This is a genomic window from Burkholderia lata (assembly GCF_902499335.1).
GTDB classification, from domain to species: Bacteria; Pseudomonadota; Gammaproteobacteria; order Burkholderiales; family Burkholderiaceae; genus Burkholderia; species Burkholderia lata_B.
Map to the genome: position 1 here is coordinate 17,047 of NZ_CABVQK010000006.1, position 17,303 is coordinate 34,349.

At 65.4% G+C, this 17,303-nt stretch carries 10 protein-coding genes; 2 read left to right on the top strand and 8 right to left on the bottom strand.

Annotated features, from left to right (window positions below):
- Window positions 1–30 precede the first annotated feature (30 nt).
- The 3 genes from BCO18175_RS15820 to BCO18175_RS15830 form a co-directional block, all read right to left on the bottom strand.
- Entirely contained in the window at window positions 31–774 is a 744-nt protein-coding gene (locus BCO18175_RS15820; protein WP_174968992.1) for a transporter, read from the bottom strand.
- A gap of 77 nt (window positions 775–851) precedes the next feature.
- Window positions 852–3,617 carry a magnesium-translocating P-type ATPase gene (gene mgtA, locus BCO18175_RS15825; protein ID WP_174982307.1) on the bottom strand — a complete coding sequence of 922 codons (2,766 nt, stop codon included), beginning with the start codon at window positions 3,615–3,617 and terminating at the stop codon, window positions 852–854.
- Between the two features lie 714 nt (window positions 3,618–4,331).
- Window positions 4,332–5,969 (bottom strand): S8 family peptidase, encoded by a 1,638-nt coding sequence (locus tag BCO18175_RS15830; RefSeq protein WP_174982308.1) that lies wholly within the window; start codon window positions 5,967–5,969, stop codon window positions 4,332–4,334.
- Window positions 5,970–6,390: 421 nt separating this feature from the next.
- Between BCO18175_RS15830 and BCO18175_RS15835 the strand changes: the two genes are divergently transcribed.
- Complete coding sequence (locus BCO18175_RS15835) at window positions 6,391–7,287, top strand: glutamate/aspartate ABC transporter substrate-binding protein (protein WP_174982310.1); 897 nt, start codon at window positions 6,391–6,393, stop codon at window positions 7,285–7,287.
- Window positions 7,288–7,653: 366 nt separating this feature from the next.
- Window positions 7,654–8,907, top strand: a complete 1,254-nt coding sequence (locus BCO18175_RS15840; RefSeq protein WP_174982312.1) for a multidrug effflux MFS transporter — start codon at window positions 7,654–7,656, stop codon at window positions 8,905–8,907.
- A gap of 99 nt (window positions 8,908–9,006) precedes the next feature.
- Here BCO18175_RS15840 and BCO18175_RS15845 read toward each other — a convergent pair whose 3' ends face one another.
- The 5 genes from BCO18175_RS15845 to pbpC form a co-directional block, all read right to left on the bottom strand.
- Window positions 9,007–9,951, bottom strand: coding sequence for a hypothetical protein (locus BCO18175_RS15845; RefSeq protein WP_174982314.1), 945 nt, complete (start codon window positions 9,949–9,951; stop codon window positions 9,007–9,009).
- A gap of 3 nt (window positions 9,952–9,954) precedes the next feature.
- On the bottom strand, window positions 9,955–13,167 hold the full coding sequence (locus BCO18175_RS15850) for a DEAD/DEAH box helicase (RefSeq protein ID WP_174982316.1): 3,213 nt from the start codon (window positions 13,165–13,167) through the stop codon (window positions 9,955–9,957).
- 470 nt (window positions 13,168–13,637) lie between these two features.
- Window positions 13,638–14,327, bottom strand: a complete 690-nt coding sequence (locus tag BCO18175_RS15855; protein ID WP_174982318.1) for a hypothetical protein — start codon at window positions 14,325–14,327, stop codon at window positions 13,638–13,640.
- A 170-nt stretch (window positions 14,328–14,497) separates the two neighbouring features.
- Entirely contained in the window at window positions 14,498–14,785 is a 288-nt protein-coding gene (locus tag BCO18175_RS15860) for a hypothetical protein (RefSeq protein WP_174982320.1), read from the bottom strand.
- 270 nt (window positions 14,786–15,055) lie between these two features.
- Window positions 15,056–17,293, bottom strand: a complete 2,238-nt coding sequence (gene pbpC, locus BCO18175_RS15865; protein ID WP_174982322.1) for a penicillin-binding protein 1C — start codon at window positions 17,291–17,293, stop codon at window positions 15,056–15,058.
- Window positions 17,294–17,303: the final 10 nt, after the last annotated feature.

Here is a 17,303-nt window from a genome sequence, read left to right on the forward strand (position 1 = left end):
GTCTTGTGGTGCGATACGGGCACTCGCGCGCTACCACCGCACCGTCACGCCGCCCATCACCGAATGATCGTAGGTCTGGTCGTTCAGCCCGTGCCGGTAGCCGATGTCGAGATCGAGCCACGGCTTCGGCGAATAGATCGCGCCTGCGATCACGAAGGCGGGATTCGCACTGGGGCCGCTTGCCGTGTTGCGTGACGTGCCGATGTCGGCCACGATCTGCAGCTTGTCGGTCGCCTTGTAGATCGCCGCGCCCGACACGGCCCAGATCGACGTCAGGTCGCCCTGGCGATTCGGCTGGTACGTCATGCCCGCATTTGCGAGAAACGAAAACCGCGCAACGTCGAGCTGCGCGAGCAGCGTTGCGCCGGCACCCACGCGGCCGGTGCCGAGCCCGCGCCGGTCGTTGCCGGTCGGCGTCGTCAGTTTCGGCTTCAGCGCGATCGACAGCGGACCGCGCTCGACGAACCGCCATTTCATGCCGATCTCGACATCGCCGACGCCGGCGCCGTTCTCGTCGGTGCGCGTCTGCAGATGCGTGTACGGCACGTTCACGTAGAGATCGACGTGTTCGCCGAACCCGCGTGTGAGCGTCGCGTTCCACAGCTGGTGGCGGCCGTTTTCTTCCTGTTTCGAGGTTTCCTCGGCGTTGAACTCGAACTGCCAGTTCGCGTTGCCCTGCGTGCCCGTGTCGTCGCTGACGAGCGGATGGGTGGCAAGGGCATCGAACGGCGCGAGGAGGGCGCTCGCGGCTGCGAGCGGAAGCATTCTCTTCATTGGATCACCTGTCATGCGTGGCGAGCCGGCCGGTCCGCACGGGAGCGCGCGGGCCGGCCGGCTTCAAACCTGGACGTTCAGAACCACTGCTTGTAGCGGCGTACGTAGATCGTCTTGACGATCTGCGCGAGCAGGATGTAGCCGACCATCGTCGCGGCGAGCCACAGCCAGAACGTGCCCGGCAGGTGCATGAAGCCGAGGGACTCCGCGAACGGCGAGAACGGCAGCCAGCAGCCGATCGCGATCGCGGTGAACGTCGACAGCAGCACCGGCAGCGCGGCCGTGCTCTGCAGGAACGGGATCTTCTGCGTGCGCAGCAGGTGCACGACGAGCGTCTGCGACACGAGGCTCTCGATGAACCAGCCCGAGTTCATCACGATCTGGCCGCCCGTGCCGCCGTTCAGGTGATACATCGCACCCGCGCCGAACACCGTCCACATCAGGATGTACGTCGTGATGTCGAACACCGACGACGTCGGCCCGACCCACAGCATGAAGCGGCTGATGTTGCCGGCTTCCCACTTGCGCGGCTTCTTCAGGAACTCGGGATCCATCTTGTCCCACGGCAGCAGCATCTGCGACGTGTCGTAGATCAGGTTCAGCACGAGCAGCTGCGTCGCGAGCATTGGCTCCCACGGCAGGAATGCGCTGGCGACGAGTACCGAGAACACGTTGCCGAAGTTCGAGCTGGCGGTCATGTTCAGGTACTTCAGGATGTTGCCGAACGTCTCGCGGCCCTTGATCACGCCTTCCTCGAGCACCATCAGGCTCTTTTCGAGCAGGATGATGTCCGCGGTTTCCTTCGCGATGTCGGCGCCGCTGTCGACCGAGATGCCGACGTCGGCGTCGCGCAGCGCGGGTGCATCGTTGATGCCGTCGCCGAGGAAGCCGACCGTGTGACCGTTCGCCTGCAGCGCCTTGACGATGCGCGCCTTCTGCAGCGGCGTGAGCTTCGCGAACACGGTCGTGCGTTCGACGACCTGCGCGAGTGTCGCGTCGTCGAGCGCCTCGATTTCCGTGCCGAGGATCGGCTTGCCGGGTTCGAGGCCGACCTGTCGGCACACCTTGATCGTGACGATCGGGTTGTCGCCCGTCAGCACCTTCACCGCGACGCCGTTTTCGCGCAGTGCGGCGAGCGCCGGCGCGGCCGATTCCTTCGGCGGATCGAGGAAAGTCAGGAAGCCGCGCACGACGAGGTCGTGTTCGTCGGCAGTGCGGTACTGCTGGCGCTCGTCGCCGCGCGGAATCGTGCGCGTCGCGAGCACGAGCACGCGGAAGCCGTCCTCGTTGTATGCGCTGGCCTGTTCGAGCAGCCGCTTGCGCGCGACGAAGTCGAGCGGACGCACGCCGTCTTCATCCTGCACGTGGGTGGACACGGCCAGCATTTCCTCGACCGCGCCCTTGCAGATCAGCAGGTGCGTGCCGCGCGTATCCTCGACGACGACCGACAGGCGGCGCCGCACGAAGTCGAACGGCAATTCGTCGATCTTCTTGTAGCCCTGCGGCTTCACGCGCTCGCCGATCTCGTCGGCACGCGCGACGACCGCGATGTCGATCAGGTTCTTCTGGCCGCTCTGGTGAAAGCTGTTCAGCCAGCCGAGCCGCAGGATCTCCTCGTCCTTGTAGCCTGACAGGTCGAGGTGATGTTCGAGGATGATCTTGTCCTGCGTGAGCGTACCGGTCTTGTCGGTGCACAGCACGTCCATCGCGCCGAAGTTCTGCACCGAGTTCAGCCGCTTGACGACGACCTTGCGGCGCGCCATCGCGACCGCGCCGCGCGCGAGGTTCGCGCTGACGATCATCGGCAGCATCTCGGGCGTGAGGCCCACGGCCACCGCGAGTGCGAACGTGAGCGCGCTCAGCCAGTCGCCCTTGGTCAGCCCGTTGATCATGAACACGATCGGCACCATCACGAACATGAACTTGATCAGCAGCCAGCTCACGCTCGCGACGCCGCGGTCGAAGCTCGTCTCGATGCGCTTGTGGCTCACGACGTTGCGTGCGAGCGAACCGAAGTAGGTGTCCTCGCCGGTCGCGACGACGACGGCCGTCGCCGTGCCGCTGACGACGTTCGTGCCCATGAAGCAGACGTTCTCGAGATCGAGCAGCGAGGCCGACGTATCGGCCGCCGCGCCGGCCGCGCGCGTGTCGGCGGATTTGCCGGCGACCGCGCCGAGCGTGTCGTACTTCTCGACCGGCAGCGCCTCGCCGGTCAGCACGGCCTGGCTGATGAACAGGTCGCGCGACGCGAGCAGGCGCACGTCCGCCGGGATCATGTCGCCGGCCGACAGGTGCACGATGTCGCCGGCCACGACTTCGCGCATCGGTACTTCGCGGCGCGACGGTTCGGACGTGTCGGTCACCGCGCGCTGCACGGTCGCCGTGGTGCGGACCATCGCCTTCAGTTTTTCGGCCGCACGAAGCGAACGGAATTCCTGCACGAAGCGCAGCAGCGCGCTGATCGTGACCATCGTCAGCAGGATCGTCATGCCGACGTAGTCGCGATCGTCGGGGGCTGCGAAGTAGACGTCGGTGAAGAAGCTGATGGCGGCGAGCACCAGCAGCACGTAGACGAACGGGTTGTGGAACGAGAGCAGCAACTGGCGGGTCCAGTGCGGCGGCTTGTCGTGCGCGATTTCGTTCGGGCCGTAGTGCTGCAGGCGATCGGCGGCCTGCTCGTAGGTGAGGCCGCGCGTGCTGGTGTTCAGCGACTTCAGCGTGTCTTCGAGCGGACGGGCCGCTTCCTGCGCGGCGCGCATGATGCGTGCTTCGTTCTGCTGGCCGGCGCCGGCCTTGATGAAGCCACGCTGCTTCTTTTGCGATGTGTTGTGTCGTGTTGTCATGAGTCGCTCCTTGCGCACGAGGCGGCGGGCGGGGAGCGGCCGTGACGTTATCGACGCACGAGCGCTCCCCGCCGCGTCGCGTCAGGCGCGATCGGCTGTGGATCGGTGAAGGCGGGAACGCTCGCCGGCGCGTGCGGTGCGGCCGGAGGGGCGATGTGCAGCGTCGCACCGGCGAGCGGTAATCGACTACTGTCGTCTGAGTTCATCTGCACTCCTGTCGGTTGCGGATAATCGGCACGGGCGATCGACAGCGACGCACGCACGAAGGCGCGCGGCCGGACGGCACGCGAACGGAAAGTGCGCGCGGCTGACGCTGCGCGCAACACGAATGCACGCGCGCGACGGCGCGTCGCGTGCATTCGACAACTTAGAAAATTCGGCGGGAGATCTGGCCAGTCAGGCCGGAAGGACGCCGCATCCTGCTTCCCGGGATGCGGCAGAAGACGAGGCTCTGCGCGTTTTCCTCAGGCAGCAGTCAAGTTGGTCAAGGACCAACTACAACTCGCATCGGTGTTCACAGAACACTCCATGTAATTAGACGGGAGCGATGGTAATGGGTCGCTGTGCGAAGCGTCAACCCTTTTGTCAGTCGTTATTTCGAGAAACGTAATCGGGGTAATGCGTGCGCGACGCATCGCCGGATCGCCGCCAATGAAATGGCCGCGCGCATGCGATATCGGCATGCGCGCGGCCGGGTCGAAGCAGGGGGGGGTATCAGTTGGCCGATGCGACGGCGGCCCCTGCATCGAGGATGCCCGAGCCCGCCGGCATCGCGGTGCACGACGTGCCGGCCGCGAGCTTGGTCGTGCGCGTGCCGCCCTGCAGCTTCTGCTGGATCTGCGCGGGCGTGAGGTTGCCGTTCACCGACAGCATCAGCGCGGCGACCCCCGTCACCTGCGGCGTCGCGAGGCTGGTGCCGTTCGCGAGGCCGTAGGTGTCCGAGCCCGGCGTCGTGGTGCCGGTATTCGACGTCGACAGGATGTTGACGCCCGGCGCGCTCAGCGCGACATCGGCGCCGAAGTTGCTGAACGAAGCGCGGCGACCCGTTGCGTCGGTCGCGCCGACGCTGATCACGCCGCGGCAGTTCGCGGGCTGGTCGAGCCCGGTCGACAGGCCGTCGTTGCCGGCGGCGACGACGACGGTCACGCCCTTCGCGTTCACGTCGTCGATTGCCTGCTGGAACGTCGTGCTGCACGCGCCGACACCGCCGAGGCTCAGGTTGATGACCTTAGCCGGCCGCGGGTTGTTCGGCACGCCGTTCACCGGAATGCCGGCTGCCCAGCGCATCCCGTCGGCGATGTCGCTCGTCGTGCCGCCGCACTTGCCGAGCACGCGAACCGGCAGGATCTGGCCGAGCCACGACACGCCGGCGATGCCGGCGCCGTTGTTGGCGGTCGCGCCGATCACGCCCATCACGCGTGTGCCGTGCCAGCTGCTGTCGCTCGGCTGGAGCGCGCAGTGATAGAACGGACCGTTTGCGTTGTCGAGTTCCTGCTGCGTGACCCAGTCACCCGGGTCGGTTGCATCGGGGCCGCGCGTCAGGCCGTTGTTGCTGGTGTTGACGTTGCTGATGAAGCTGTAGCCGGACAGCAGGTTGCCGACGAGGTCGGCATGCGGCCGGTAGCCGGTGTCGAGCACGGCCGTGACGACGGTCGGCGAACCCTTGGTCACGTTCCACGCGGGCGGCAGGTCGATGCCGGCCGTCGGATCGGACAGGTACCACTGCTGGTTGTAGAGCGGATCGCTCGGCGTGTCGCGGATCTGCATCGGGTGATCCGGTTCCGCGTAGTCGACGTCCGAATCGGCCGCGAATGCCTGCGCGAGCGCGGCTGCATCGGTGGCGGCCATGCGCTGGCCGAGCGACAGCACGGCGCCGCCGTTCGAGATCGTCCGTTCGACCTGCACGTTCGGTGTCGCTTGCCCGACCGTGCTCGCATACGCACGTGCGCTACCGGCGACCGGCGCCGTCCAGCGCGTCATCGAACGCTGGATCACTGCGTCGAGCCGCGTCCCGTTGTCGATGGCCGCCATCGCACGCGTGGCCGTCAGCGTCTTCAGCTTGACGATCAGGTGATCGACCGGCGGTTCGGCCGGCGCGGTCTGTGCCGCCATCTGCACGGCGGCCTGCTGCGTCGTGCATGCATTGCTGCCGGTCGAGGCGGGCGGGGTCGTCGGGGTGGTGGGAGCGGGCGTCGGGGCCGGCGCTGCGTTGGAAGAAGACGGGTTGCTGCCGTCGCCGCCGCCTCCGCCGCAACCGGCGAGGGGCAGGAGGGCGGCGGCGGACAGCATGCCGACGAGCATGCGCGCGTGTGCGGAGCGCGCCAGCGCAAAATTGAAAGGCTTGGTTCTCATGTTGAAACTCGATCCTCGTAGATAACCGTCGTGCCGGCGGTGGCGCTGGTCCGGCTGACCCGGACCTTGTCTTTTTTGTCTGGCGGTCGAGGCAGGGTTGCTGCGTCGCGCCATGCACTGGGTAACGGCCGGCGTGGCGGCTTCTTGAGTACGTTTCACGAGAAAAAACGGGGCGGGCGCAAACGATTACGTTGGTGCGTTGCAGCATGAACACGTGTTTGGAACGTGTGGCACAGAAGGTTGGGCGAGCCCGTGCGCGGCAGGTCGGGCGAAATGTGCGGTGCGGGGTGGTTTGCGCGGCACCGCAAACGTCTTTCAACCCGCGGTCAGGGTGGAAGGTTGTTTACGCTTTCCCTGATGCGACGCGAATTTTGTCGGGCGTACGATCGCGATTCGATCAACGTTTCGTCAGGAGAAAAGCATGGATCGCCGCTTACGCTGGCTGGCCGTCGCGCTGTCCTGTGCGCTGGCGGGTACCGCGCACGCGCAGGCCCTCACCGGCACGCTGAAGAAGATCAAGGACACGGGCGTCGTGTCGCTGGGCATTCGCGAATCGTCGGTGCCGTTCTCGTATTCGGACAACCAGCAGAAGAACATCGGCTATTCGCGCGACATCGCCTCGCGCATCATCGACCAGCTGAAGACGGAACTGAACCTGCCGAACCTCTCGGTGAAGGAAATCCCGATCACGTCGCAGAACCGGATTCCGCTGCTGCAGAACGGGACGATCGATTTCGAATGCGGATCGACGACGAACACGCTCGAACGGCAGAAGCAGGCCGCGTTTTCCAACAGTATCTTTCTTTACGGCATCCGCTTCAGTACGCGCAAGGATTCAGGCGTGAAGGATTTCGCGGACCTGGCCGGCAAGACGGTCGCGACGACGGCCGGCACGTCGGACGAGCGCCTGCTGCGCAAGCTCAACGAAGAGAAGGCGATGAACATGACGATCATCAGCGCGAAGGATCACGCCGAAGCGTTCATGAACGTCACGACCGGGCGCGCGGTGGCGTTCGTGATGGACGAGCCGCTGCTGTACGGCGAGATCGCCAAGGACCGCAACCCGGGCGCGTACGCGGTGACTGGCACGCCGCTCGTCCACGAGAACTACGCATGCATGATGCGCAGGGACGATCCGGCGTTCAAGCATGTCGTCGACGGCGTGATCGCGAAGATGCAGACGTCGGGCGCGGCCGAGAAGCTCTACAACCAGTGGTTCACGCAGCCGATTCCGCCGAAGGGCGTGAGCCTCAACTATCCGCTGTCGGCAGAGATGAAGCAGCTGTTCAGGAATCCGACGGATCAGGCGCAGTATTGATTCGAGGTAGTGCCGATCGGCGTTCGGCAATGAAAAACCGCCGGCGCGTGCCGGCGGTGCCGACAGCACGGCGGGGGCGAGCGGCACGAAACACGCGATGTACTCATTTCCGGTCCGCGCGGAACCGGGACGCCGAGCCCGCCCGGGTTTGCCGCCGACGGCGACGCCGCCCCCGGCGAGCGCTGCCGCGCCGGTAGCGGATTTCCGGGTATGCCGCAATCGGCATTCAACCTCGTCCACGCCAGGGGAATCCGGCTGCGCGACGCGACAACAGGCACAATACGGGATTCGCCACGACGCACGCGTGTTCGCAGTTCGAACATCGCACGGCTGCGTCACTGCTGTCCGATATCCTTCCCAGTCGTCATGAACGCCACGCCCACTCCCGCGCGCGAGTCGAATTCGCCGCGTTTCCTGCTGTTCCTGATCTGCCTGTTCGCTTCCGCCGGCCAGCTCGCGATCGACATCTACGTACCTGCGCTGCCCGACATGGCACGATCGTTCGCGACCACGCCGCAGGCGATCCAGTCGAGCGTGTCCGGCTACATGGCGGCCTACGCGCTCGGCCAGCTCGTCTTCGGGCCGGTCGCCGATGCATACGGGCGCAAGCGCGTGCTCGCGTTCGGGCTCGTGATCTACACGATCGGCTGCCTGCTGTCGCTCGGCGCGCAGAACCTGGAGATGTTCGTGCTGGCGCGCTGCCTGCAGGGCTTCGGGATCGCGACCACCAACCTGCTCGCGAAGGCGATCATCACCGATTCGTTTTCCGGCCAGGCGCTGATGCACGCGTTTACGTACATGTCGATCGCGTGGGGGCTCGCGCCGATCGTCGCGCCGGTGATCGGCGCGCACCTGCAGGAATGGTTCGGCTGGCGCGCGTGCCTCGTGTTCCTGCTGGTGTACTCGCTGGTGATGTGGGCGCTGCTGTGGCGTTACCGCGAAACCTTGCCGAAACCGGTGCATCTCGAGCCGCGCACGCTGATGACGAACGCGGGCAAGGTGCTGGCGAGCCCGGTGTTCCAGAGCTGCTTCCTCGCACAAGGGCTGTGCTACAGCATCCTGCTGGTGTTCAACATCGTCGGGCCGTTCATGGTGCAGACCACGCTGCACAAGCCGCCGACCTTCTTCGGCTATCTCGCGCTCGGGATCGGGCTGATGTATTTCCTCGGCGGCCTGTCGAACCGGATTCACCGGCCCGGGTTGCCGAGCGCCGAGCAACGGCTGCGCATCGGCGCGCGCGTGATGGCAGGGGCGTCGGTCGCGATGCTGGTGCTGGCGCTGACGGTCGGGCTGCGGGTGTGGACGCTCGCGACGCCGGTGCTCGTGATGGGCTTCTGCGCGGGCGCGATGTACCCGACGCTGATGGCGAAGGGCAATTCGCTGTTTCCGCATATCGCCGGCCTGACGAGCGCGATCCTCGGATGCGCGCTGCTGCTCGTGTCGTCCGCGATGATGGGGCTGGCCGGTTTCGTGTCGATTCACGTGCTGACGCCGCTCGCGGTGTTCTTCGTCGCGCTGTCGTGCATCGTCGTGTGGATGGTCACCAAGCTGCTGCGGTACCTGTCGCAGCAGCAGGCGCAGGCCGCGCCCGTCGTGTGCGGGCGGGGAGAGGCTGCATAGGAGGCCGGCGACGGGACGAAGGCCGGGGGGACGTTAATCGCGAATGCCTGTCATGTCGCCATTGTCCGGCGCGATTCCGCGGTCCGGACGCATGTGCGGTCACGATGGGCGACAACTCTCGCCGGCACGTTCGTAACCCGAATCGCATTCCCAAGAGCGTCCGGTGAAATCGATGTGTGCGTTGGACGGCACACGCAGTTTCGTGCAGCTTCGGCCGGTCTGGATAAAGCCGACGTCGCATTCCCATCCGAATCCGGTCGGTACCGCGTGCGCGTGCTGCGGAATTGCGGTCGGCACGCATGACGAACCGACGCGACTGAAGCCGATCGGGCACGGAGATTCAAGTTCGGCGCGACCCAAGGCGTTGGGACACCCGAGGCGATCGACGCCCGGTGGACAGGATTCCGGACGAGGCGCATCCATTGGTATCGGTGCCGCCGTATCGGGTGCGGTTGCATCGTTTGTTTGCTTGGGCGATGTGTGGCGAGATATTGAGCGAGTGCGCGCAGCTACCTCCGGAGTCGGTGACGACGGCCGGGCGCGCAGGGTATCGCTTTGTTGACGCGGTATCGGTTCCGGGCGGCTTTCGATTGCCGCCGTCGCTTGCCCCGGGCCGGTGGGCCGGACGAATGCCACCGCTGGACGCTCGGATGGGCGATGAACCAGAGCTACGGTCCCGACGGTCATCAGGGCGACAAGTGCCGCGCCGGCTGCGATCCTGCGTCCGGATCGTGCGCGCGAGGAGAGACGCCTATTCCGTTGCGTGATGCTGCGGCGTGCGTCGATTCCGTGGTCCGGCAGCCCGTCCGACACGACATTGGCGGACAAGGCCGGTCCGGAACGCTTGTCGTCGAGCATGTCGAGACCACATGCGATGGCTTGCGCATCGGCACTCGGTGTGCCGGCCGAGCGCAGCGCTGCGATCACGTCGTCGCCCACATCGCGTGCCGCGCATGCGAGTCGGAGCCATTGGAAATAGGTATCGGCGTCGATCGTATCGACGGCTCCGGAGCGATGTTTTGCGAATTCGATCCCGACGTCCATTCGTTACGCCTCGTCGCGCAGGAGCGTTGCGGTATCGTGCCCGACGACGCCCGGCCATGCGGTGCGATGTTCGAGTAAGGCCGCACATTCCTTGAAAAACGGGTAATCTCGCCACGCATCGCGATTGCCGATCACATAGAGTCTGCGTTTGGCACGGCTGACCGCGACGTTGAGCAGGTTCGGCTTTTCCGACGCCCATGCCTTTGCGCCAGGGCGGTCAGGGTGGCCGCCGAGTACGAGCAGGACGATGTCCGACTCCTTGCCCTGCACGGTATGGATCGTGCCGATCTTGACATTCTCGTACCGACTGCCGAGCGTGTCCTTCAGGCCTTGCGTCACCTCGCGGAACGGCGAGATGACATAGATCGTTCCGGAGGCGTCCTCGTGTGCGTGAATGTCGTCCAGAATCGTGGCGACGGTACGTCCCTCGTCCGGGATCCAGTGTCCGTTCGCGTCGCGCCCTGCGACGTGAATCCATGTCGTATCGGGAAGCGCGAGTTTCGGCCGCGTGACGGTCCCGAATACCATCATCCCGTTGTACGCAATTTTGTTGGCGACTTTGAACATGTCGCAGTCGCAGCGGCGATGAACCCGAAGCGGGGCGCTGACCCAGAGCGGGTTGCCTTCGTGGTCGGGCAGATAGGTGCCGACCGTCGAGATCCTGTCCGCGAGTCGCTGGATTGATTGGCGGCCGGGCGTCCACGTCTCTTCGACGCCAAAGCGGGCGCGCAATGCCTGTTGTGACGTAAACGGAAGCGGGAGGATCGGTTCAAGCTGCAGCGGATCGCCTACAACGACGGCCCGCCTGGCGCGCCAGAGCGCGCCCACGGCTGCCTGCGGCAAACCTTGCCCGGCCTCGTCGATCAGAAGCCAGCCGATTTCCTCGCGACGAAGATTCGAGAACAGGCGACCGAACGACGCGAACGTGCTGGATATGACCGGAACCACGGCGAAAAGTGTTTGCCATGCGGATTTCACGGCCTGGCGAGAGATGTCTCCCGGCACCGACCCCTGCAGAATGTCGACCATGCCGAAGAGATTGGAACGGAAGATATGGGCATTTTCAGCCGCGAATGCTTGATGCAGATTCAGCGCTTCAAGGAACACCTTCGACCGGGCGTCGTTCCATGCCCGGTCGGTCCACGGCGACGACTGCTCCTGGTCGGCATCCGTGCGATCGGTGTGCTCTCGATCGACGAAATGCTTGCCCAGTATGGTGCGCGCCGGTTTGAGTCCGGCATCGAGTCGCGCAATTTCGTCCGACGACAACGCAATTTCGTCGTGGGTCTCGCGTTCGAGTTTCTCCGCCCCTCGACGCGCGACATCGGCCTGATTCGCGATGCCGGCGGTCGTGTTCATCGCCTCGGAGGCCTGTTGTTCGGCGTCGACACATGCGAGAAATCTGATTCGCCAGTCGCGGTGCGCGCGACCGAAACTGAAAACATTCTCGAAGAAGCCTGGGCGCGCATGCAGTTGATCGGTCTTTTGGGTACGCGCCTGACTTGCTCGTTCGATGGCTGCCGTGTGACTTGTCTGTGCGGCTTCGTGCGCGTTTGCCGCGTTTGCTGTTGCCCGATTGCGTTCCCGGGCGAGCGCGTTCAGCGCACCCAGGCGCGACCGCGCGGCACGAAGCACGTCGGCCTGCCGGGCCCAGTCTTCTCGTTGCGCCCGCAATTTCGACTCCTCGGCACAGGCTTGCCGAAAGCGCGCGACCGACTCGCGCCACATCAAAGGCCGGCGCTTGGCGTGCTCGCCAAGCCAGCTAAAGAGGCCGGGCAACGCTTTTTCGTTCTTTGGTTCCTCGCCCGATTTGGGATCGTCCTTTTTTTCATCCCACCAGACGTCGCGCAGGAACGCCATCCGGTTCGTCTTGTTGCCGAGGCGGGCGGCCAGCAAGCCCCATACCGGCTTGTCGCCGCCAAGTGCGCGGGCGGCGAGATCCGGGAAGTAATCGACGCTCGGTTTCCAGATGTCGTCGATCGCATCGGCACCCGGCAGTTCGAGCGTGATGTTTTCGACAGCACCATTATTGGCGGAGGCGACAACGATCTCGAAGCCCGCGAACTCCGGTTTCCACAAATAGATGGCGCGCTGGCGATTGTCGGATTCCCAGCCATCGACGCCATCGAATGCATCTTCCGGGCTGCGCAGCGACGCAAGCCGTTCAGCCCGCTTGACGACGACATGTGCGACGAGATCGCGAAGCAGGGTGGTCTTGCCGGTGCCGGGCGGCCCGTTGACGCTGAACATTCCGGCGCCGTCGTCCAGTTCGCGAATCATGCGATTGATCGCGAACTGCTGGCTAAAAACCAGCGGGTGATGCCCGTTCGCCGGCCAGCGCCCGGACGGGAAGCGGTCGGGCGCAAGCGTGTCGTACATCGTATCGACCGATTTCCGCGTGTCGGTGCGTGCAGCGCTGTCGATTTCGCGATCCGGCGTCAGGTAGGACGATAAAGCGGTTCCCGTGTCGTTCCGCTCGAAGGCGTCAGCGACCCGTTTCAGATCGTCGACAAAGAAGCTGTTGAGGAAATCGACACGGTCGACCTGGTATTCCTTCCCGGTCTCGACCTGCCGCGACTGGATGCGGGCTCGTTCGTCCGGCACTTCTTTCGCGAGGCCGATCTCCTTGAACAGTAATACGGTGATCGCGTCGACGTCGCCCAACGTCAGTTTGCGCCCGATATCGAGTTCCTTTGCGAGAAGTGCTTTGCCTTCCTCGTCGTCGTCAGGAACGGCGAACATCTGGCGCAATTGGATCAGAAAGTCGTCGGCGAATGGTTCGAACCCGCTGAGCCAGTCCGGCGAATCGGGTCCCTGCGTGACCGTGCGGCCCCACGCCCAGACACACGCGGACAGCACGAAGGTGTCGAAGAGCGGACGCCCGTCATGATCGACACGAATCAGGAAGCATGCGGAGAGACTGTCGAGCCGAGAGTCGAACGATTGCGGATCCTTTCCGAAGATCGATTCGAGAAATTCGCGTACGCGCCGAACCAGGTAGACGCCGCCGTAGACATCGTGACGCCATACGGAATCCTCCTCCGCGGCCGGAAGACGCTTGAAACCGGGCTGCCAGGGCGCGAGAACGTCGTCCCGGGAAACCCGGTCCGTTTGTTTCGTGCGCTTTCCAGATTTCAGGTCAATATCCGGAGCGGATTGCGGGTTGAAGATTTCAGCGGCGCGCCAATAACGAAGAATCTGTGCTTTCGTATTCATGTGACTCTGAGGGATATTGCGCTACGTGCGGCGTGTGAAGCACCTGCGTCGTCGGATGATGGGCACTTTACCTAAATGTCCGGCGGATGGGAAATGGGAAGTCTTAGTGCAGATCGCTGAAAAATGTCCGACAGACCGATTTTTATTCGAATGAGGGAAAAGATGACGCGAATATGCTCTATGTCGACGTCTTCAGGTTATCGAAATCGCCTTCGGCGGTCTGGTTTCGAATGTAATGGGCAAGCGCGTGACGATTAAAGGGGGGATGAAATATATCGGTTTCGGCGCGGAAAACGGGGGCTCAGGATGAGTTTCAAACGATTGGTGGGGAATATGCGTGCAGGATTGCCGGGCAATCGACGGGGAATATCCGCCCGCGTGGCCGAGTTTAATCATGACGGCAGCGTTGACGGTTCGGCTTGTGATTCGGGGCGATCATTTCTTGCGGGCATTGATTCCGTGACCGTTGTTTACAACGGATGGGCCGACCCCGCCTGCGTCAGCAGCGAAATGGCGACCGGATCCGGCATCCCGTTCGAGTCGATCGCGCCGGCTTTCGCGAGTGCGACGAGATCGCTGTCGACACCCGGTTGCCCGACCGTGAACGACGTGGTCAGGAATGCCGGTGCCGCGAGCGTGACCGAATAGCGCTGCTGCAGGTTCGTCACTACGGCCGATTGGGCGGCCTGTACGGTGTTCGAGCTGTTCATCGCCTGCTGGTAGCGCGTATTCCCCTGGAAATTGCCGATCAATGTGGCCGTGTTCGTGCCGAGCTGGGCGGCGAGATAGACCAGCATCAGCTCGGTCTCCGGCGTCGTATTGAACGTGCCGCCCGCGTAAGCAAGCGAATGCAGGCTCGTGCCGCCCGACGTCACGGTGATCACGCACGGCAGTGCGGCATTGACCGCCACGCGGTAGTTGCCGCCGCCGTCCGTCAGCGTGGTCGCCGAGCCCGCCGCGCAGCTGACCGTCACCTGCGCACTGGCGAGCGCGTCGCCCGTCGCGGCAGTGCCCGAGATTGCGACGGTCTGCGTGTTGTTGTTGAAGCAGACATCCACGCCGAAGCAGGCATCGCCGTTGCACGCCTGAAGCGTCGCGAGGGTGGCGAGGCAGAGCGTGCCCAGCGCGGGGCGGATGAAGCGCCTGGGGCGATGGTTCATGGTCGCGGGCCTTGAGGGGAGTGGGGCAACCGGTCGGCGCCGAAGATGCGGTGCCGTTCACATTCTAGGTCGCGAATCGGGGCGCTGCTTGCCCGTTTGCGCCGCTTGTGACCGGGGGCGGCCTGCCGTCGAGCGTGTCGTGCGCCGCCCGGCTTTGCCGGTAGCGGGCGTCAGGTGCGCGGCGGACGGGCCGGCGCCATCACGTAGGCGAGCAACAGGCTCAGTACGACGCTGAGCACGAGCGTGTGCCAATGGCCGGTGAACAGCCTCTGATAGTGCTCGCCCATATCCGGCGTGATCCACCAGCACGTCATGGGGCGCATTCGAGCCTGGTGACACTCCTGGATGCCGCCATGCAGATAGGCATCCCACAGCGCATCGCCCGAATACAGTCCCAGGAAGAGCGGGACGATCTGTACGCCGTACTGGAGCAGCTTCCCCTCGGTTTCGGTTGTCATTCTTGTCGACTCCGGAATCGGCCTGCGTCGGTTTGTCGTCGGTGTCCGAATGCATCGCGTGCTCGATATTGTCGACCCAATCCATCACGACACACAATGGATTGCGCGTCGACCACGCAACGTGCTTCACGACCATCTGCACGCGCGTCTTCAGGGCCTCGAAAGAACCGCGTACGAATGCGCTGCATACGGCAGGCTGCTGGTCGAAGCCGCGGAAGGCAAATGCGGCCGGCGAGTAACGCCGGCTCACGCACTCACGCACTCACGCACTCAGGGCTTGCGCGCGGCCGCCTTCGCGAACGCGCCGCGTACCTCGAAGCTGATCGCATCGGCCACATTGCCGCGCGCGTCGACGAGTTCGAGCCGGTGCCGGCCCGGCCACGGCATCCACGCGATGCGATCGGCATGCCCGATCACCTTGTCGTCGAGCCGCCACGCGAACTTCGTCGCGCGCCCGGCCGAGCGCTCGAACCAGATCCGCTGGTTCTTCGGCGGAATGTCCGGATCGATCGCGAAGATCGTGCCGTCGGTCGGCGTCCCGATCGTCAGCGGCGCGCGTGCACCGTCCTTGCCCGGCGTGACGGGGGCGGCGAGCCGGATCGTGTCGACCGCCGTTCCCGCGATGAACCACTCGTTGCGTGACGGTTCGATATCGCGTTCGAACGTGATGCGGCGCGTCTCGACGCCCGCCGGCGCGCGCGGCGCACGGCTCGGCTGGTCGCGGTGCAGATAGCCGACGACGGCCGACCACACCGGCGACGCGCCCGTGACACCCGACACGTCCCACATCGGCGAGCCGTCCGCATTGCCGACCCACACGCCGACCGTATAGCGCGACGTGAAACCGACGGTCCAGTTGTCGCGCATGTCCTTGCTCGTGCCGGTCTTGACCGCCGAGAAGAAGCGCGTCGCGAGCGGATTGTCGAAGCCGAACGTGCGCACGCGCGCGTTGTTGTCGGAGAGGATGTCGGTCACGACGAAGCTGGCCGCCTCGCTGAACACGCGCGTGCCGGCGTCCGCTTGCGCAGCGGCCACTGCGCCGGATGCCGGTGCCGGCGCGGGCCGGTCGATGGCCTTGCGGGCAACGCCGCCGTTCGCGAGCGCGCGATATGCGTTGGTCAGCGACAGCAGCGTGACGTCCGCACTGCCGAGCGCGAGACTGAAGCCGTAGTAGTCGCCTTCCTGCGCAAGCGGCAGGCCGAGCGCGGTCAGCGTGCGCGCGAAGCGGTGCGGCGTGACGAGCACGAGCGTGCGCACCGCCGGCACGTTCAGCGAGCCGCCGAGCGCGCTGCGCACGCTCACCCAGCCCTTGAAGTCCTTGTCGTAGTTCTGCGGAATGTACAGGCCGCCGCCGGTGGCGAGGTTGATCGGCGCATCGTCGAGCAGCGACGCGGCCGTCAGCCGTTTCTCGTCGATTGCCTGCGCATACAGGAACGGCTTGAGCGTCGAGCCGGCCTGGCGCGGCGCGAGCACGGCATCGACGTCGCGCGCGCTCGACAGCGCGCCGGACGATCCGACCCAGGCGCGAATCTCGCCGGTTGCGTTGTCGATCACGACGACCGCGCCGTCCTGCACGTTGCGCCGGTGCGCGGGCGCGTTGAGTTCGGTCAGCGCGCGCATCAGCGTGTCGCGCGCGAAGCGCTGCAGCGAAGCATCCAGCGTCGTGCGCACCTGCGCGCCGGCAACCGGCCGGACCTCGGCCGCGATGCGTCGCGCGAAATGCGGGGCGAGGGCGGCACCGTCGTCGCGCGCGGCGCTGGCCGGGCGTGCGGTGACGAGCTGCACGTAGCCGTCGAGCGACGCGCAGGCCTGTTCGGCGTGCATGTCGCGCAGGATCCGGCACGCGCGCTCGGCGACTTTCGCGGGCGTTGCGTTGGGCGCGCGCACGAGCGCGGCCGCGATCGCGGCTTCGCGGGCGTCGAGGCCCGACGGCGCCTTGCCGAACAGCACCTGCGACAGCGCGGCGAGGCCGATCGTCTCACCGCGGAACGGCACGAGGTTCAGGTACGCCTCGAGCACCTGGTCCTTGCGCCAGCCGCGTTCGAGCAGCAGCGCGTTGACCGCCTGCGACGCCTTCTGCGGCAGCGAGCGCTGGCCCGAGCGGCGCGGCGAATCGCTGAGCAGCCCGGCGAGCTGCATCGTGACGGTCGATGCGCCGCGCGTGCGCTCGTTCCACAGGTTGCCCCATGCGGCGCCGGCGATCCCGCGCCAGTCGACGCCGCTGTGTTCATAGAAGCGCTTGTCTTCCGATACGACGATCGCCTCGCGAAACGCGGGCGACACGTCGGCGAGCGACACCCAGTCGCCGCGTCGTTCGGTCAGGTCGACACGCGTGCGCTGCAGCGGCGTGCCGTCGCGCGCGAGCAGCACCCAGTCGGAGCTGCGCCAGTTGCGGCGCACTTCGTCGTAGCTCGGCAGCGCATGCGCGACGAGCGGTGCGGCCAGCACGATGGCGATGAATACGCGGCCGGCGAAACGCGCCGGCCGCGGCAATACCAGATCGATCATCGCTTACTCG